This is a genomic window from Maribacter sp., assembly GCF_039968975.1.
Taxonomy (GTDB): domain Bacteria; phylum Bacteroidota; class Bacteroidia; order Flavobacteriales; family Flavobacteriaceae; genus Maribacter.
On record NZ_JBDVOT010000085.1, the window covers coordinates 1 to 22,026 of the forward strand.

The 22,026-nt window shown below is 35.4% G+C and carries 8 protein-coding genes; 1 reads left to right on the forward strand and 7 read right to left on the reverse strand.

Annotated elements, in window-relative coordinates; all coding sequences use genetic code 11:
* The 5 genes from ABJI11_RS06205 to ABJI11_RS06225 all read right to left on the reverse strand — a co-directional run.
* Positions 1-4,742: FG-GAP-like repeat-containing protein (locus ABJI11_RS06205; RefSeq protein WP_348350422.1), on the reverse strand; the 4,742-nt coding region annotated here is incomplete at its 3' end.
* A gap of 204 nt (positions 4,743-4,946) precedes the next feature.
* Positions 4,947-9,407 (reverse strand): Calx-beta domain-containing protein, encoded by a 4,461-nt coding sequence (locus tag ABJI11_RS06210; protein ID WP_348350424.1) that lies wholly within the window; start codon positions 9,405-9,407, stop codon positions 4,947-4,949.
* A gap of 288 nt (positions 9,408-9,695) precedes the next feature.
* Positions 9,696-11,636, reverse strand: a complete 1,941-nt coding sequence (locus ABJI11_RS06215) for an OmpA family protein (protein ID WP_348350426.1) — start codon at positions 11,634-11,636, stop codon at positions 9,696-9,698.
* A 15-nt stretch (positions 11,637-11,651) separates the two neighbouring features.
* Positions 11,652-12,605, reverse strand: coding sequence for a type IX secretion system membrane protein PorP/SprF (locus ABJI11_RS06220; RefSeq protein WP_348350428.1), 954 nt, complete (start codon positions 12,603-12,605; stop codon positions 11,652-11,654).
* 13 nt (positions 12,606-12,618) lie between these two features.
* Positions 12,619-16,275, reverse strand: a complete 3,657-nt coding sequence (locus ABJI11_RS06225) for an Ig-like domain-containing protein (protein ID WP_348350430.1) — start codon at positions 16,273-16,275, stop codon at positions 12,619-12,621.
* A 385-nt stretch (positions 16,276-16,660) separates the two neighbouring features.
* Here ABJI11_RS06225 and ABJI11_RS06230 point away from each other — a divergent pair, with 385 nt between their 5' ends.
* Complete coding sequence (locus ABJI11_RS06230; protein ID WP_348350432.1) at positions 16,661-18,250, forward strand: peptide chain release factor 3; 1,590 nt, start codon at positions 16,661-16,663, stop codon at positions 18,248-18,250.
* Positions 18,251-18,282: 32 nt separating this feature from the next.
* Here the strand turns inward: ABJI11_RS06230 and ABJI11_RS06235 are convergent, their stop codons facing one another.
* Both ABJI11_RS06235 and rpoC read right to left on the reverse strand, forming a co-directional pair.
* Positions 18,283-18,597: a DUF3467 domain-containing protein gene (locus tag ABJI11_RS06235; protein WP_073247363.1), complete on the reverse strand. Its 315-nt coding sequence runs from the start codon at positions 18,595-18,597 to the stop codon at positions 18,283-18,285.
* A gap of 56 nt (positions 18,598-18,653) precedes the next feature.
* Positions 18,654-22,026: DNA-directed RNA polymerase subunit beta' (rpoC, locus tag ABJI11_RS06240; protein WP_348350434.1), on the reverse strand; the 3,373-nt coding region annotated here is incomplete at its 5' end.

Consider the following 22,026-nt stretch of genomic DNA (forward strand, 5'->3'; position numbering starts at 1 on the left):
GTAGGTTCTTCTGTTATACTTGGCGCACCTGTCACTTGTAAAAAGTCGTAAGTACCGTCATTATCACCATCTGCAGGGGTAGCATAAGATGCATCAACTACAGACCCATCTGCATTTACTGCTGGTGAACCAGCACCAAACATACCGTTGTTATCTGAATCTGCAGCGGTATCTGCATACGCTTCATCTGCATCATTACAGCCATCACCGTCGCTATCATCATCTAAATGGTTTGGATTTGTATCTCCATCTAAATTTCCTGACCTACAGGCTGTAAACACAAAAGCAACATCATCAAAAATTGAGTAGCTTTCTGAAGAATCATCAATCTGTCCATAAACAAAAAACCTAAAAGCATATTCTGTATTAGCCTCTAAATAAATAGAGCCTCCATTTAAATGTTGAAATGATGCATATGTACTTCCATTATCTGTATGCAATACATCTGTAGACAGTGTATTCCAAGCATTAGAACCTACTCTTGTAAATGCAGTTGCTGTTCTATAGGAATCTCCTCTATTTGGTTGAAACCAGCCAGATCTAATTTGTCTTAATTCAAACGAAGATACTTCTGCGCCTGTTGTAAAAGATACTTCAATATAGTCGCCATTTGCTACAGCTTCACCTTTATTTGTAGCGGTTAAGGGTTCTATTCGAACATTACTACCATTTACATCAAAAATTGAAGTATTTAACTGCATGGTTCCTGTTTTGTCTAATACCCAATCAGTAACTTCTGGAGTGTAATCGGTATCCATTTCTAGACCTCCGGCCGGACTATTTAATGTCCAAGCAAATTCATTAGCTACGCTTTCTGTCGATTCTTCACAGTCAGATATTCCATCATTATCATCATCTACATCGCAACCATCTGGAATACCATCATTATCACTATCTATACTATCATCAAAATAAGGGCATTTATCATTTGCGTTATTTACTCCATCACCGTCGTCATCACATAAATCAGATGTAACCGTATAATCTGCACTACTTCCTATACCTTGTCCTCCACTAACTATAATAGGAATACCATTATCATCTACTGCACCAGAAATACTGCCATCATTATTTAAATTAGAGAAGTCTAAACCATTATCTCCTTCCAAGGCATCAAAACAACCATCACCATCGCTATCTAAATCATATATGTCTGCAGTTCCATCTCCATCCAAATCTCCACAACCCAGATTCAATGTAACATTATCAATGTACATTCTGTCGTGATTAGTCTGTGTCGCAACACCGTTAAAACGAAGTTCTACAGTATTACCGGTTGGAACAAATGAAAATGAACGTGTAGTCATGTTCAATATTTCATTATCATTTTGAGAACGCCCTCCATTATTTGTTACTATTTGATTTGAAGTTTCTGTAAATTGCTGAACACCATCAATTAATACATTTAGGGTAACTTCTTTACCATAGCTATTATCTGCTCCTACATCGAAAGTAATTGTATTAACCGAACCTGATGTAACATTTATGGTTTGATAAAAACTTGCGGTACCTGTACCGTTCCATTCTGGAAACCAAGCTCTATTTGCATTCCTATTCCATTGTTGTCCAGAAGCAGTCCAACCCGGAGAATTAAATATCCAATACCCAAAATCGTGGTTGTTGATTGTTCCTGAAGATTGAGAACACTCTATGACATCTAAAATACCATCATTATCATTATCTAGGTCACATTTATCTGGAACACCATCATTGTCAACATCGATTGTATCATCAAAGCCTTCACATTTATCGTTCGCATTATTGACACCATCATTATCGTCATCACAGAGACCTGAAGTAACCGAGTCGTCAGCACTACTTCCTTTTCCTTGTCCGCCATTAACCGCCACAGGAACGCCATTTTCATCTACAGTACCAGCAATAGAACCATCATTATTAAGGTCTGGAAAATCTAAATTACCTTCCCCTTCTAAAGAGTCAAAACAACCATCACCGTCACTATCTAAATCTAAGGCATCTGGAGTACCATCACCATCACTATCTAAACATTGCGTTGTTGGCGCCAGACTTACTAAATCTATCGCAGCTCCATTTGAAGTACCATCTGGTTCAGCATAAAATTCTATGGTCGTTGTCGTTGTTGTTGCCACAAAATTACGTTCATAATACAACCATGTTTTTGGTCCTCTTACACCATTTCCCCACCCCTCTGCCGTATGATTAAGAGTCTCGTCAATAAGATGATTATTTGAAGAATCAACTATGTCTATATCTAATCTTACCGGTCCGTTAGCTTGATGTCCTATATCTTCTCCCCAATAAAAAGAAACCGTATAGGTGACACCAATTACAGTACTTACTTCTTGAGAAAGCGTATTATTCACCCCTCCCGTAACGTTGTTATTACCTGTAACATCTACGTATTGATTTCCATGATATGCTGGAGCATAAATGTCTGGAGTCCAAGAAGGGCTTCCTAAACCTACCCAACCATCTAAGTTAGTCGTATAGTTCCAGCCTGTTAATTCATTGGTATTATAAGTAGCACCTATAAACGTGCCCGATTCATCTGTAAACCCATCTGGAAAAGTTACTGGATCAGTAAAATCTTGCATCTCAAAAGAAGGGTTGATTATTAAATTACCACAACCTTCATCATAATCAAGAATACCATCATTATCATTGTCAAGGTCGCATACATCATTAATACCATCACCATCTGTATCAATACCAGAAGGGTCTCTACAAGGTTCTACTATATACACTGTTGCCGTATCACTTTTTCCTAAAGCAGGACATAGTGATACTGTAGAATCGGTTATGGTATAATCAAAATTTGCACCTGTAAAATAATCGGTTTCGTTATACGTATACGTAACCAAACCTGCATCTGCATCGTCTATTACTACGGATCCTACTGTAGGTTGTGTAACACTTTCTATAAAAAAATCTTCGCCATCTGGCTCAGTATCATTATCAAATAACCTAATTTGAATAGATACATTTGTTCCTTGATTAACTACAACTGTATCATCTTCTGCTTCTGGAGCATTTTCATTCTCTACGATTTCAGCATCTGTTGTAGATAATTCATAATGATTGGTTCCTGAAATTGTACTTGGCTGTGCTATTACTGTTGATATTAACCTAGAAAAACCACTTGGCTCAGATGAGTCATAAAAATTTGGATAACGAACTTCTATGATATACGTTTCGTTTTCTCCTAATGGCAAACCAAAATGTACCTCTTCTGGACTCTGTGTTCCATGACCGTATACGCCATTCACCTGTCTTAATCCACTTATTATATTACCCTCACAATCTTTTATTAAAACATTGGTACCAATGGCTACTCTTGCTGGTAACCCCCCAGTACTACCATTAGCCCCTCTATCTTCAGAAACATCAATTAATAAGTGGTTATTTCTATTTGCTGCTGGTAGGTTGTTAATAAATAGTTCATTTGCACCTCCATTAATATTCATGTAAATATCTAAATCTCCGTCATCATCAATATCAATCATTGTGGTACCCTCACCATTTCCAGAATTAAATGTCTCAGAATCTAATGAAAAGCTCATGGCAGCACCACTACCAATAACACCAGGCGCTGGTGTAGGACTATTTAACTGATTTATATACAAATAACTTCTACTATCACCTACAAATAAAATATCTATATCCCCATCGTTATCAATATCACCTGCTGCAAGACCGTCAATATCATTAGAAGAGCTTCCACTAGTAGTGCTTGAAGGTTGTGGTAATCCAGGAAAAGTTGCTGATCCTAAGGGAGTCCATATTCCTGGTCCATCATTTCTATATATTTGGTTTAGACCATTTTCTGTCCAAACAGCATCTAAATCGCCGTCATTATCCAAATCCCATAAACCGGTAGCTCCTTTATTTCCATTTTCTGCTTGACCTAAATCTGCTCCATTCGTGAAAGTACCACCTTGGTTGAGGAAAAAATCATTTTCATCACGCTTACGCATAAATATGTCTACCCAACCATCATCATTAACATCTGCGGCAGAACCATAATCACCATCAGTTGCATACTGATTTAAACCAAATTCTGTAACGCCATTTCCATCACCTGTTGTAATTAGGGTAAATAATACATTAGCCGCAGGATTCACGACCGTATGGTTTGTATGATCAATATAGTTATTTCTTAAAATTTCTATACCGGAACCATGGTTATCAAAAAACACATCTAAATCACCGTCCCCTTCAAAATCAAAAAAACCAGCACCTTCTGAGTTAACATTAGGGATAGTAATTGTTGCTCCAGTCCTACCTATAGTAATAGGAGCAAAACCACCTGCACCATCACCAAATGTACCATCTGTATTTTGAATGAAAATTTGTATTGCTTTTCTTGCGTTATTATTTCCCGAAGAATTAATTAAGAAATCTGGACGACCATCACCATTAAGATCTCCCCAAACAGCTTGTCTTTCTGCCCAATCACCTAGCATACCTGGAACTAAAGTAGGTTGTACATTTGTAAATGTACCAGCAGGACCTTGTTGCATTAAAAAACTTTTTACACCTGCAGCATTATTATTTTCTAAGACAAGAACATCAATCAAACCATCTCCATTAAAATCTGACCAGGCATGACCACCATCTTTAGGTTGTCCTAAATCCAAACCATAAGAGGCCGCACTTTCGGTGAAGGTAGTTTGTGCTTGTAATGCTATACTTGATAGTAAAGAACATATTAACAAGCCAATATATCGTAATTTTATTCTCTTGAATAGAGAGATTTTCATTAAAACATTTTTAAACTGCTAATATGGGGAGTATTTAGCATAATTCTATGCTATAAAATTCAACCAATAAAATAGAGTTTAAAAATAATTGTTGTCAAAGGTCCTGAAGACATTGTTAACACTGAATAAGATGTTGCATAATTTAAAAACTCTTATAAAAACAGGCTTGAACAAGTATTACTCTATAAGAATTCACCATTATTTTTAATTGCTTTTAATACGACAAGTTATATTTCTATTAGTAATTACTGTGTAAGCACTTATTATAATTTCTGGAGAAAACTCGGAAGTTGAGTTACTTCTTGTTCCGGTAGTTGTAATTAAATCTCCTACAACTGTACCAGAAGGTAAAGGAAAAATAAACTTGTATTTATTAGTATTATCTGTATTACCATCGGCATCATTATACAAAGAAGTTAAATCGTCTTGGTCATCTCCACTACCTTCAACAGCCGCACCTATGTATGTTTGACCTTCACCATAGTCTTGGGTAAGTCCTAATTGATTATCTCCTAAAATAGCGGTACCTTCATTAACATCTGTAAAAAATACCTCTACAGTACTACCAGGTGATGCCCAACCCATAACTACTAGGTTGGTTCCAGATATAAAAGCAGAATTAATAATTGGAAAATTTTGTGAATTATTAGCACCTGAATCAGAATCGGAATTGTCATTAAGAGTAACCCCATCCATATTAAGATCAATACCTAAGCTAGGAATAACAGTACCGTTTGCATATATACTATTTTGGCTAATTCTATTTGATATACCAGATAAGACTACTATACCTTCACTACCATTAGAATAAATTCTATTTTGCTCTATAACCGATCCATTACCAGTAAGCTTAATAGCCATACCTTCGTAGTTTGCTCCACAATTACCACCATTTCGTCCTGATGATAGTATGTTATTGTTTGAAACGATTACACCGTCTACATCATCAATATCAATTCCTGATGCAGCAGCCGTTTCTATTAAATTTTCTTGAATAATTATGGCTCCACCGTCTTCGATCAAAATATTATCCGAACAAGCTGAATCTCCATTAAGTTCTAAATTATTCAGTTGAATTGTACTTCCTGTTCCTCCATTTATATAAATACCTGCATCTGTGTTTGACGCTATATAATTTTCAGTAATCGTAACTTCACCATCAGTCTGTTCAACACCATAATCAATATTACCAGCTCCTGACCCGGCAGCATTTACGCCTATTAAATTATTTGAAATAGTTGCAGTGCCTCCCTGAACGCGAATACCTGCATTATTATTTGCATAAGCAGATACTCCCCTAATGCTTACATTTGTTCCATTTAAATCTAGAACATCTCCACCATTTCTATGTATTTGAATTTCCGGTCTATCATAATTTGGTAATGCAGTATTTGAAATACCTATACCAACACCACCTGAACCTACTGTGCCTGAATTTGAATTTCCAGAATAGGCAGTTTGTGTTCTCCCATCAATACTTGTATTTGTACCTGTTATTGTGGAAAAATTATTTGCGTTATCTAAAAGTATATCAAAATACCCGTCGGCATTAAAATTTACATCAGCAGTTCTACCAAAACTATCACCAGTTGGTGGTATCATAAAAATAGAAACATCTTCTTCTGAAACAGGATCAAATATAGAATTAGCATCTATGTCTAGCCCCACTTCCCCTAACGTATTGCTGTTTAAAATAAATTGTTCAAGAGAACCTTGACCAAATTCATTAGTATTTACGATTGTATTAAAATTGAAACCAAAGTCAATGTTTGCAACGCCACTACTTTCTATAGATACTAAAGATAAACTTTGAGAATCATCAAAAACACCTAAAGCAGAATCGCTAAATGCTGTTGGATCGGTGCCACCTATCTCGGTTAATACTTCAACCGTATTAGTTACATCTCCGTAAGTTCTATATGTTTGTACCGGAACACACGTAGTGCAATTGATACCGTTAGTTCTATTTGATCTAACTGTAGAGTTTACCAATTTAACATAGTAATCGCCATCGGCCATACCACCAAAACTGTAATCACCACCTACTTTAGAATTTGTTCTTCTTACAAAAGTACCATCACTCTCATATAACTCTACAATTGCATTTGATATACCAACGCCATTGGCATCAGTCATATTTCTTCCTTGCCCCCCACCATAGTTTACATCTTCAAAAACAGTACCTGCAATTAAGTTAGAGGGTACTTTTAAAACCACAGCTGCCGAAATAACAAAATCTTGACCAACATCTACATTTGCAGTAACTTCTGAATCTCCAGGAGAAACAAATGTAGAAATATCATAAGTGTCTAAGTCTAAACCGTATGTAGTATTTACATTATAATCTGGAGCTACTGTGTTATCATAAATTGTTGAATTATAAGCGTTATTTCCTGTTTGACCTCCGTCTCCCGTTAATCCAAAAGCTTGATTGGCTTGATTTGTTATGGATAGTCTTTCCCCGTTTGGGTTAGTTGTTCCCGAACTACTTCCGTCCAAAGTAGAATCACCTTCCCATGATAAAAAAGAAGCTTTTGCTCCCGCACCAGCAATGGCATAAAAACTATCTAGTGTAAATGATGTTCCCTCATTACTTAAACCGTCAAAACCTTGATATAAATTAATATTTACTGCAGGTAAATTGGGATCTTCATAAAATACAAAAAGGGTCCAACCTCCTAATACCGTAGCAGAAGAACAATAGGTATTAGAATTGTCTACCGATAATCCTGAAAAATCAAAGACATTAGTTGATGGATTAGTAATACCTGCTACAATATCTGTTACATCACTTACATACCCATAGAAATTTCTATTTGTAAGGGTGGTTTGATATTGAAAATTAGCATTTACGGTTTGACCTTCAAAAACTACTTCACCATCTACCACTGTACTTGAATGTGCCCAATATAAATATGCCTTTTTAATCGTACCTGTGTCAGGTATTGGAGCTATTAAAGTATTTGAAGATGATGTTGTTATAGAACATGCATCTGTATTATTATCATTAGTTCTTAATGAACCACCTGTTGTAGAGTAATCAAAATACCCATCAAACTCCTGAAATAATGTTAATGGATCATTAGCTAATATTTGTGAATTAATAAAACCACTAGCTGTATCACTATAATCTACTGTCGCGTATTGTGCTGTAGCATCGGAAAAACCAACCGTAAAGTACTCAACTAATTCTGGTACTCCGTCATCTATAATAGGAACTGAGAATGTTTGCACATTTCCTACATCTCCACTAAACGTTAATGTTCCATTCACCGTTACGTAGTCACTACCATTGTTAGCCGTACCATCACTAACGGTATACTCTACCGTAAAGGGTGTCTCAATAAAACCAAAAAAGAAGGATTGATAACCGTGTGCATCACGCACATGAGTTACAGTAAATATAGCACTACCAGCATCTTCATCAATATAAACATCTTCAACCACAATTTTTGGACCAGGAGGTGAACAACTTACTGTAGCTTGCCAACCATTGCCAGTTGTGTTATTATTAGAAGTAAATCTAAAAGTTAAACATCCATCACTATTAGACGCAAAAACTTGGGATGGCACATTATCATTATCAAATTGACCTAATAATGTAGCACCAGTATTATTTCCATCATATATATATAATATATCTCCAGGGATTACATCAAACTGATCAAAATTAACCTGTGTATAATTATCTGCTGTGTCTGGACAAATAGTATATATAATATCTTCATTATCAGAATAATTATTAATACCACCAGAATCTAGAAATATATCGTCACAAGTCGAGGCAGAGCCTCCATCTGTAATAATTAAGGCATCATTAGCGAGGATTGTACCTATTGCTGTATCAGTAATATCAACATTTGAGTCTGATGTATTTGTAAATGAAAATGAAAAAGTTTCATCCCCCTCAAAAATGGTATCTTCCGTAATAAAAACAGTTATAGTTTCCGTATCAAAAATAGTTCCATCAAAATTTAATGTACCACTAGATGCTGCGTAATCTTGTCCTGCAATTGCAGAAATATCCGTAGTTGTATAGTCAACAGAATATGGACCACTAGCGGCACTACCGCCATGTCTTACTGTAAACGTAGCTGTTCCTGCACTTTCATCAACGGTAACATCATCTACCAATACCTCTGAACCGAATGTAGCCGTAAACTGAACGTTATCTATATATATGATATTAGTATTATTAGTCCAATTGGTATCTGCAGGAAAGAAAATAACGGCAGGGTTAGATGCAATTTCAGCGGCGGTTAAATTATAAGATACAGTACCTATTCCACTACCTAATCTTTGTATAAAATTCCAATTATTTGTGTCTGAATTATATATATACACATCTATAGCCTCTCCACCTGCGGAATTCGCATCATAATCTAAAGTAAGCGTAGCAGTGGAAGCACCTGACAATGGCACGAATCTATAGATCCACCCATCATCACTATTCCTAAATCGTAATCGACCTCCAGTTATTCTAATACTACCACCAGAAGCTCCATTATTATCATTTTGCTCAATCCAGTTTGAACTAAAATTTTGAGTACCGTTGTTTATAGCATATGAAGTACTTGTAAACGTATCTAAATATGTTTCTTGTGCGTAAAATGTCGTAGCACAAAGAAAAATTAAAACGATATTACATAACTGTCTAAAACTCATAGTTAATAAAATAGGGTAACCTAATTACAAATAACATTTAGGCATCTGTAACACCCACAAAATTAACATGGTAAGTAGCAAAAGAAGAAAATTTGTTGTCAAATAGGACTTAGTACTAGTGAAGGGGTAATTTCTTGTTGTATAACATTTAATAAATGCTAAATAAATGTTAATATATATTTAGCATTTTATCGATGAACTCTCTATAAACAAATGGTTACAAGAATTTATATAACAAAAAAGCGATCAAATAATATTGATCGCTTTGTATTTAATTTAGTGTACGTTTTATTCTAATATTATAAACTCTGACCTTCTATTTAAATCATGTTTAGCCGCAGCACATTTTACACCATCTGAGCATTCATTTAATAATTTCGTTTCACCAAAACCTTCATAGACTAATCTGTCTTTTGAAATACCCTTTTTAATCATATAATTAACTGTAGATTCTGCTCTTTTTTGAGATAACCATAAGTTATATTCCTTAGTACCTCTACTATCAGTATGTGCATTAACCTTTATCTTCAAACTAGGATATTTTTCCATAGCAGCAATTACTTTTTCTACCTCTATTTCAGAATCCTTTCTAATATTATATTTATCGAAGTCAAAATAAATAGTACTTAGTTGAAGAAGCTTTGATAAATCATCTCCAAATCCACCGGTAATATTGTCTCTTTCAAGATAAAAATCTATAATTTTTGGTTTGCCGTCAGATTCACCTATGTATTCTTCAAAAGGGACATACCCCTCCATCAGTGCTCTTACAAAGTTTCCTTTTGTACAATCTAACTCAAGACTATAATTACCATCAGAATCGGTAATTGTAGATAATAATTCTTCATTATTTTCATCTATTACCTTAACAGTAGACCCAACCAATACGTCATTTGAAATTTTATCCCTTACTGTTCCAGTAATTTTCTGAAGGCAATCAAACTCTAGCGGTCTCGTCTCTGTAAAACTATAAATATCATCATAACCCATACCCTCTGCACGGTTTGATGCTACATATCCCGTCCTAAGCTCTTCATTGAATATAAAGGTAAAATCATCGCTGTTGCTGTTCACAGGCTTACCCACATTTAGAACTTTACCTGTAAAATCTTGTCTTTGAACTTTTGTTGCGAATACATCCAATCCTCCTAAACCTGGATGACCGTCTGAAGAAAAATATAATATTTCTTCACTTGTGATATATGGAAAAGTTTCTCTTGCTTCTGTATTGATATTTGCGCCTAAATTTTGAGGAGTACCAAAAGTTCGGTCTTCGTTAATCGAAACCATGTATAAGTCAGAAGCACCAAGAGTACCTGGCATATCCGACACAAAATATAAAGTTTTCTCATCTGGACTTAGAGCTGGATTAGCAGCAGAATATGAATCACTGTTAAAAGGTAATTCTTCAACTTTTCCCCATATACCTTCATCACTTAATACCGCTCTTAGAATTTTTAATCTAACAATACCTTTATCATCCTTTACCGTTTTTCTTTTTTCGGAATTATTTCGTGTAAAATACATTGTCTTACCATCTTTGGTAACCACAGAAGTCGACTCATGGTAACGTGTATTTATATTGTCATCAAGTTTCTTTACATGATCAACTGTAGAACTATCTGAATTTACCACATAAAGGTCTAAAAAATCTTTAGCATTCCAAGTATGGCGATATCTAGCAAAATTACCGGTATCCCTATCCGAAGAAAAAATCAATCCCTCCTTATAAAATGAAGGAGCAAAATCAGAATAAGGAGAATTATACTCAAAAGGTCCTAAATTATACCTACCAGAATTCTCTTCTATTTCTGACATGAAATCTCGTTCTTCTTCAAATGCAGTTGCGCGACCATCACTTTTAGTTACTTCTATAAATTTGTTCATTATAGACTTAGAAGTATCGTACTCACCTATCGTCTTTAATGACTGAGCATATTTAAAATAATCCTCAGGTGTAACTTCTGAAGAATAATCTGCCACTAATTTTTTGTATGTTTCCGCAGCGTCAGAGTAATCCGCATTATAATAATATGAATTACCTAATTTTCTTAATAAGTCTGCCGAAACATACCCTTTATCCATTACCTTTTTATAAATATCTATTGCAGGACTAAAGGAATATGAATCAAACTTCTCATTACCTTTTTGAATTAGTCGCTCTTGAGCATTTGCCAATCCTTGGATAAATAATAAGACTACAATTAAAAATTTTACTTTATACTTCATATGTAAGTTTGCCATTTAGAAAAAACGAGGTGAAACCAATTTTTGAAATGATTTTACTAATTCATATCTTAAGAGTACTTCAAATGACCCATCGTTAAATTGTGTACCTCCTAAATCTGTAGTTTCTCTATCGTAAGCTAAACCAATCATGATTTGATCTGAAATTTGAAATCCAGCCATTGCACTTACCGCAGCATCCCATCTATACGCCGCCCCAAAAGTAAATTTCTCATTAAACATAAAATTTGCTGAAAAATCAACCTGTAATGGCGCTCCGCCAACGACTTTAGTTAATAATGCCGGCTTAAATTTTAAATTTCCATTCAAATCAAAAACGTAACCTGTAATTAAATAGAAATTAATTCTTTCTTTTGATAAAAATTGAACGCTATTAGCATCCCTTTGAGAATTATCAAAATGTTCGGTCTGAAATAAATTTGGTGCAGAAAGACCTGCATAAAATGCATTAGAATGGTAATAAAGACCAACACCAACATTTGGCGAAAATCTATTTTCAATATTTTCAGAATCTACAGGTTCAGAATCAAAATTACGAAGTTGGTTAAAATCTAAATTCAATAAATTACCCCCTGCCTTTAAACCAAATGATAACTTACCCTCCGCAGAAACATCAATGGTATAAGATATAACTGCATCAAAATAAGTTTCTTGAACAACTCCATTACCTATTTCGTCATTAACAATGGAAACTCCATAACCAAGTTTACTATTTCTTATAGGAGATTGAATATTTAACGTTTGCGTCTTTGGCGCTCCTTCCAAACCTACCCATTGAGATCGATAAAGTCCTGTAATACTTAACTGACCCCTAGAACCAGCATAAGCAGGATTGACACTCATGGTATTAAACATGTATTGTGTATACTGAGCATCTTGTTGGGCAATTGCACTACTAAACATGAGTAATGAACCTCCAATAAGGATTAAGAACTTATTTTTAATATTCATATTTTATAAACTATTATCTACTAATGTAAAGATATTCACTATCAACTATGTTTTCCCCTTCAAAGGTGGTATAATCAAATATATAGAAATATATTCCCGCGGGTAGATATTCATCTGTGCTTAGCGTAGACCTTCCTCTTGATCTGCCGTCAAATACATTATTTTGATTATTATAGTTTTCACCTTCATAAACTGCAACACCCCATCTATTAAATATTTTCAAGGTACTACTACGAATTTTATCTACACCTCTAATGAATAAGAATTCGTTTCTACCATCACCATTTGGAGTCACCATTTGATTCACTTCAATTGGATTATCGTCTGTTTCCGTAGGATCATTATCTACAACTAATATTTCAACAGTTGCAGTATCACAATTACCTAATGAATCACAAACAGTATATTCGATAGTTTCGGTTCCTTCGAATCCTTCATTTGGAGTATAAATGATAGTATCATCAGATATATCATCAGGTGTACCTCCATCATTAACTTCAATAGTCCCATTTGATGGATCGGTAACAGTTAACGTTCCATCTGTAGGAATGCCAAAATCATTGTCCAAAATATCTATTTCAATTGGAGTATCAACTAGAGTAGATACAGAATCATCTACAACATCTAGCGCTACCGGATCTCCTACTATAATTGTTATTGTAGCCGTATCACAATTCCCTTCGGCATCACAAACCGTATACTCGATAATTTCTGTACCTTCAAAACCATCATTTGGAATATATGTTATAGTATCATCTGAAATATCATCAGGTGTACCCCCATCATTAATCTCAACTACACCATTTGATGGTTCGGTTACAGTCAAAGTTCCATCGGTAGGTATGCCAAAATCATTATCTAGTATATTTATTTCTATTGGAGTATCAATTGGAGTAGAAACTGTATCATCTACAACATCTAGTACTACCGGATCTCCTACTGTAATTGTTATTGTAGCCGTATCACAATTCCCTTCGGCATCACAAACCGTATACTCGATAATTTCTGTACCTTCAAAACCATCATTTGGAGTATAAATGATAGTATCATCAGATATATCATCAGGTGTACCCCCATCATTAATCTCAACTATACCATTTGATGGTTCAGTTACAGTCAACGTTCCATCAGTAGGAATACCAAAATCATTATCAAGTATATTTATTTCTATTGGAGTATCAATTGGAGTAGAAACTGTATCATCAATAGCATCCAAATCATCCATAGGTACTGTATCGGGGTCTAAGTAATCAGGAATACCATCATTATCACTATCGTCATTGGTAGGATCACCATCATTGTTCGCGTCCTCGTCCGGTGTATCAATTCCATCACCATCGTCATCAAGATCACGGTAATTTACATCCTCCGTACCATCGGTATCAGGTAAGTCGTTCGCTGGATCGTTTATCTCATCGTTAACATCGAAACCGTCATTGATATCCGAACCTTCGTAACCGTCGTCAAGTCCATCTCCATCGGTATCCACTCCTGTAAATGTCTGATCAGGGATTCCGTCAAAATTGAAATCGTTGCCTTCGTTATTATCAAAAACCAAATCATTGTCACTGTCCAAATCAATATAATCCTCATTATCGACACCATCCGTATTAACAGGTGTAAGTCCGTCAGGATATGCACTGTTGACGCCATTATTAGATACATAAGTTGCAGCATCGTCCTCGTTAGGGGCTATGTAACCATCCGTCGTTTGGGCCTCCACGTTATCCGGAATGCCATCATCGTCACTATCGATATCCAAGTGGTTAGGTATTCCATCATTGTCCGTATCCAATGGATCTGTCAAAGGGTCGTTATCACCATCTAAATTAGGGTCCTCGACACTGTCCAAGATTCCATCGTTATCATCATCAAGGTCCGCACTGTCAGGAACTCCATCGCCATCAGTATCAGGTCCAGGACTGTCAGGATCCAAGTAATCAGGAATGCCATCATTATCACTATCGTCATTGGTAGGATCACCATCATTGTTCGCGTCCTCGTCCGGTGTATCAATTCCATCGCCATCGTCATCAAGATCACGGTAATTCACATCCTCCGTACCATCGGTATCAGGTAAGTCGTTCGCTGGATCGTTTATCTCATCGTTAACATCGAAACCGTCATTGATATCCGAACCTTCGTAACCGTCGTCAAGTCCATCTCCATCGGTATCCACTCCTGTAAAGGTCTGATCAGGGATTCCGTCAAAATTGAAATCGTTGCCTTCGTTATTATCAGGTACAGAATCATTGTCACTGTCCAAATCAATATAATCCTCATTATCGGTACCGTCGGTGTTCACTGGCGCAAGTCCGTCAGGATATGCACTGTTGACACCATCGTTTGATGTATACGTTTCGGCATCGTCCTCGTTAGGGGCTATGTAACCATCCGTCGTTTGGGCCTCCACGTTATCCGGAATGCCATCATCGTCACTATCGATATCAACCCTGTCCGGGAATCCATCGGAATCAGAATCAACATCATCACTAAAAGAAACTGTTTGAGGATTAGAATAATTATCTAAGCATGAAAACTGAATTCCTGATTGCCTAGGAACATTAGTAGTGAAATTCTCATTAGATTGAGTTTCGATACCAAAACGAAAAACGAACGTATTAATATTTACGAATTCAACAGTAACATTCACCGATGGATTTGAATTAGAAATACCATCATATTCCGTTAAACCACCATTAATTAAAAGACCACCAGAAGTGTAATTAATCCCTACATCAGTTGGATTATCATAGGTATAACTAGCAGGCGTATCAAATCTATTAAATTCTTGATATTGGTCATTACCATCTACGTCAATAAAATTAGCAATTAGCTCATCTAAAAACACACTCTCGGAAGTTCCTGCCCTAACCATTGAAATACGTAAATCAACAAACGGGCGTCTAATTTCATCGGTTGTAGTGAATTGTATTTCAGGTTTGAAAAATTCAGGATCTATAGAATTTTGATCTAAAGTACTTATTTGACCATTAACAACAGTTTCTATTGTCACTAAAGCATCAAGATTTTCCGATATATTCGAAAACCTATAAACAGCACCTTCACTTAATTCCGAGCCGGATTCTAAAGTAGGCGGATTACTAAAATTTAACTGAGGTACTGTATTACAGTCAAAATCTGTACTTAACTCACTAGACTCAAGATTATCAAAAATTCCATCATTATCAGAATCAACATCTAAATAATCTGGAACTGTATCACCATCAGTATCAACTGACACCAAACCATCAGAAAGCATATTTTCATAAACATCGTCTAATCCATTTGCATTATCATCAATACCAGAAGGCAAAATAATATTATTGGAAACTTGAGCTTCTATATTATCCAAAACTCCATCATTATCAGAGTCAACATCTAAATAATTTGGAATACCGTCACCATCACTATCAGTTGAATTTGTAAGATGATTAAAATCACCGTCAAGATTCAAGTCTTCTTTTGTATCAATAATCCCATCCCCATCGTCATCAATATCTTCAGAATCAAGCACACCATCCCCATCCGTATCAACAGAAAACACATCTATAGCATTGTTTTCTATATTTTTCAAAGATGAAAAAGAAAGTGTTAAAAATAACGTAGAAAAAAGAAATAAACCTTTTATTAATGAAGGTTTACGTAATGTAAAAGTAATTTTACCCATAAGTGTTAGTGTTTTACTAATCACCATGGCATTTGGTAGTGTTTTAAATTGTTCGTTATAAGAAAGTGGGGCAATCTTATTTAACAATGTAAAGATATATTATAATTAAATTAACTCAAATTCTTTTTCGACTAACCATAGTAATAAAAGGATAATCGGAAGAGAAAGCGTCATATCTAATTAAGAATATTTAACATTTCAATATTATGTACGAGTAATCTCAAAAAAAAGACCATTAAATAATAAAAAAAATGTAAAAAGTCCACGTTAAAAAACGTAACATTCAATTAGACAGTTTTTTATGCATTAAAAAAAACAAGAATATCTATATAACTCCCTAAATATTAAGAATTGAATTTGTATTACTTTTGCACAAATTTTGAATATGACCTTTAAGCAAGAAATAGCACGCAGACGAACATTCGGTATAATTTCTCACCCAGATGCAGGAAAGACTACATTAACTGAAAAACTATTACTCTTTGGTGGTGCAATTCAAGAAGCTGGGGCTGTTAAAAATAATAAGATAAAAAAAACAGCTACAAGTGATTTTATGGAAATCGAAAGACAAAGAGGTATTTCTGTAGCCACCTCTGTTCTTGCCTTTAACTACAAGGATAAGAAAATTAACATTCTTGACACACCTGGTCACAAAGATTTTGCAGAAGATACCTTTAGAACTTTAACCGCTGTCGATAGTGTTATAGTTGTAATAGATGTTGCTAAAGGTGTTGAAGAGCAAACCGTAAAGTTGGTCGAAGTATGTCGTATGCGAAAGATACCCATGTTGGTATTCATAAATAAATTAGATAGAGAAGGGCAAGATGCTTTTGACCTTTTAGACGAATTAGAACAAAAACTAGGACTTTCAGTTACTCCTTTGAGTTTTCCTATTGGAATGGGGTACGATTTTAAAGGTATTTATAACATTTTCGAAAAAAACATAAATCTATTTAGTGGTGATAGTAAAAAAAATATAGAGGAAACTATTGCGTTTGATGATGTTACAAATCCAGAATTAGACGATATAATAGGAAGCAAAGCAGCCAATGACTTAAGAGATAATTTAGATTTAGTTTGGGGTGTTTACCCAAGTTTTGACAAAGAGCTTTACTTAAAAGGTGATCAGCAACCTGTTTTCTTTGGTTCTGCACTAAATAATTTTGGAGTTAGAGAGTTGTTAGATTGCTTTGTTCAAATAGCCCCTACTCCACGTGCTAAAAATGCCGAGGAGCGGCTGGTAGAAGCTGATGAGAATGCGATGACCGGATTTGTATTTAAAATTCATGCCAATATGGACCCTAAACACAGGGACAGACTAGCATTTATAAAAATAGTATCGGGTACTTTTGAACGAAATAAACCATACCTACATGTTAGAAATGGCAAAAAGTTGAAATTTTCTAGTCCAAATGCATTTTTTGCAGAAAAGAAAGAGATTGTAGATTACTCTTACCCTGGAGACATCGTTGGCTTGCATGATACAGGAAATTTCAAAATCGGGGATACATTAACAGAAGGCGAAAATCTTCATTACAAAGGTATTCCGAGCTTTTCTCCTGAACATTTCAGATATATCAACAATGCAGATCCAATGAAGTCTAAGCAGCTTAATAAAGGTATAGACCAATTAATGGACGAAGGTGTAGCCCAGTTATTTACGCTAGAACTGAATGGTAGAAAAATTATTGGAACTGTTGGTGCTTTACAATTTGAAGTTATTCAATACAGACTTGAGCATGAATATGGTGCCAAATGTAGTTATGAGAACTTTAATGTTCATAAAGCATGTTGGGTAGGCACAGAAAACAGAAAGACAGATGAGTTCAAAGAATTTGAACGTGTGAAACAGAAATTCTTAGCAAAGGATAAAAAGGGTCAATTAGTATTTCTAGCGGATTCTCAATTCTCCTTACAAATGACTCAACAAAAATATCCATCAGTAAAGTTTCATTTCACCTCTGAATTTGAATAAAAAAAAGCCCAACTTATAAGTTGGGCTTTTTTTTATGCTTCACCGGTAGGACCAAAATTCATTGGTATTGATGGTTGTTCATAATCTTTTATAGTTCCATTGGCTTTCTCAAACCTTTGCACATTATCGTTTAATGCTTTTAGAAACTTTTTAGCATGTTGCGGGGTAAGTATAATTCTACTTTTAACCTTTGCCTTTGGTGCTCCTGGCATCATACTAATAAAATCAACTACAAATTCAGAAACTGAATGATTAATAATAGCCAGATTAGAATAAATTCCTTCTGCCATCTTCTCATCCAATTCAATATTTATTTGTTTTTGATTCGGATTTTTATTGTCACTCATACTATAATTTTATTAAAAAAATAACCCCCAAATAAAATTTGAGGGTTACTATAAATTTAGAATCTTAATGCCTCTTTTCTGGCCATTATTTCATCATATTCTTCCTTAGAGCCAACGATTATGCTATCATAGTCTCTCATACCCGTACCAGCCGGAATCTTATGACCAACAATAACATTCTCCTTAAGACCTTCTAATGTATCAATCTTACCACTTACAGCAGCCTCATTTAATACTTTAGTTGTTTCTTGGAACGATGCAGCAGAAATAAATGATTTCGTCTGTAATGATGCTCTAGTAATACCTTGTAGTATTGGTGTTGCAGTTGCCGAAACAGCGTCTCTAGCTTCAACCAGTGCCTTATCTCCACGTCTCAATAAAGAATTTTCATCTCTTAACTCTCTAGGAGTAACAATTTGACCTGGTTTAAGGTTATCAGAATCACCCGCTTCCATTACTACTTTCTTACCAAAGATTTCATCATTCTCTCTAATGAAATCATCTTTATGAATCAATTGATTCTCTAAGAAGATAGTATCACCCGGATCTTGAATTCTTACTTTACGCATCATTTGCCTAACAACGACTTCAAAGTGCTTATCATTAATCTTCACACCTTGTAATCTATAAACTTCCTGCACTTCATTTACTAAGTACTGTTGTACAGCTGATGGACCTTTAATTGCCAAGATATCTTCTGGAGTAATAGAACCATCTGATAATGGCATACCCGCTCTTACATAATCATTTTCCTGAACTAAGATTTGATTAGAAAGTTTTACAAGATATTTCTTCACCTCACCTAATTTAGATTCAATGATAATTTCTCTGTTACCTCTCTTAATCTTACCAAAAGAAACTACACCATCAATTTCAGATACTACAGCTGGATTTGATGGATTTCTTGCTTCGAATAATTCAGTAACTCTTGGAAGACCACCAGTAATATCACCTGCCTTAGCAGACTTACGTGGAATCTTAACCAAAGTTTTACCTTCTTTAATCTTATCTCCATCATCAACCATAATGTGAGAACCTACCGGTAGGTTATACGAACGTAAAGTTTCACCTTTAGCATCTTGAATCAATAATGTTGGAATCAACTTCTTGTTTCTAGATTCTGAAATCACTTTCTCTTGGAAACCGGTCTGCTCATCAATTTCTACTTGATAAGTTACACCTTGCTCAATGTTTTCGTAAGCAATCTTACCTGGGAATTCAGAAACAATTACACCGTTATATGGATCCCAAGAACAAATTACATCACCTTTAGTAACCTTAGCTCCGTTCTTAACAAATAATTGAGAACCGTAAGGTATATTACTTGTACTTAAAGTAATACCCGTTTTAGCATCTACAACTTTTATTTCACTTGTTCTAGAAATCACAATTTCTGCAGGATTACCATCAGAACCTTCACCTGTTACAGTTCTAAGGTCTTCAATTTCAGCAATACCTGAGAATCTTACTTCTAATTTATTATCTTCAGAAATGTTACCTGCAATACCACCTACGTGGAACGTTCTAAGTGTAAGCTGAGTTCCTGGCTCACCAATTGATTGAGCAGCAACAACACCAACGGCTTCACCTCTTTGTACCATTTTATTGGTAGAAAGGTTTCTACCATAACATTTAGCACATATTCCCTTTTCAGCCTCACATGTAAGCGCTGAACGAACTTCGATTTTTTCAATCGGAGAAGCTTCTACCCTCTTCACATCAGCTTCCATAATTTGCTGACCCGCTTGAAGAACTAACTCTTCAGTCATTGGGTTATATACATCATGTAATGACACACGACCTAAAATTCTTTCACCTAAGCTTTCAACGATTTCTTCATTCTTCTTAAGTGCCTGAACTTCTACACCTCTAAGTGTTCCACAATCTTCTGTATTAATAATTACATCTTGAGAAACATCAACTAACCTTCTTGTCAAGTAACCTGCATCTGCCGTTTTCAAAGCGGTATCCGCAAGACCCTTACGAGCACCGTGAGTAGAAATAAAGTACTCAAGAATAGAAAGACCTTCCTTAAAGTTAGAAAGAATCGGGTTTTCAATAATCTCCCCACCACCGGCAGTAGATTTTTTAGGCTTAGCCATTAAACCACGCATACCTGTTAACTGACGAATCTGTTCTTTAGAACCCCTCGCACCAGAATCAAGCATCATATACACCGAGTTGAAACCTTGCTGATCCTCACGGATACGTTTCATAGCCAACTCAGTTAATTGAGCGTTAGTAGATGTCCAAACATCAATAACCTGATTATATCTTTCGTTGTTGGTAATAAGACCCATATTATAATTGGCCATAATACCATCTACCTGAACATTGGCTTCACCAATCATGTCCATCTTCTCAGCAGGAATAATAATATCCCCTAAACTAAAGGACAATCCACCTTTGAAAGCGAATTCATAACCCATAGTCTTAATCTTATCTAAGAATGCAGCTGTAACTGGTACACTTGTTACGGCTAAAATATCACCAATAATATTTCTTAAGGCTTTCTTATTCAATACTTGGTTAATAAAACCTGCCTCTTCTGGAACGTGATTATTAAATAATACACGACCAACGGTTGTAGGAATAATTTTATAAACCAGTTCACCTTCTTCATTGAAATCCTTAGCTCTAACTTTTATACCTGCATTAAGATTTACCATACCTTCATTGAAAGCAATCTCTACCTCTTCTGCTGAGTAAAAAGTCAAACCTTCACCAATAATTGGAACTTCTGGTGTTGATTTACGCTCTTTGGTCATATAATAAAGACCCAAGACCATATCCTGTGATGGTACCGTAATAGGTGAACCATTAGCAGGGTTTAATATATTTTGAGAAGCAAGCATCAATAATTGTGCTTCTAAAATAGCTTCTGGTCCTAATGGTAAGTGAACCGCCATTTGATCCCCATCAAAATCCGCATTAAATGCAGTACATGCCAATGGGTGAAGACGTATTGCTTTACCTTCTATTAATTTTGGTTGGAATGCTTGAATACCTAGACGGTGTAATGTAGGAGCCCTGTTCAATAAAACTGGGTGACCTTTCAATACATTCTCTAAAATATCCCAAACTACGGGCTCTTTTTTGTCTATTATTTTCTTAGCAGACTTTACTGTTTTAACAATACCTCTTTCAATCAGTTTTCTGATCACAAATGGTTTGTACAATTCAGCAGCCATATCTTTTGGAAGACCACACTCGTATAAGTTCAATTCTGGACCTACAACAATTACCGAACGTGCAGAGTAATCAACACGCTTACCAAGTAAGTTTTGACGGAAACGACCTTGCTTACCTTTCAATGAATCTGAAAGTGATTTCAATGGCCTGTTAGATTCGGTCTTTACAGCAGAAGCCTTTCTTGTGTTATCAAACAAAGAATCTACCGCCTCCTGAAGCATACGTTTCTCATTTCTA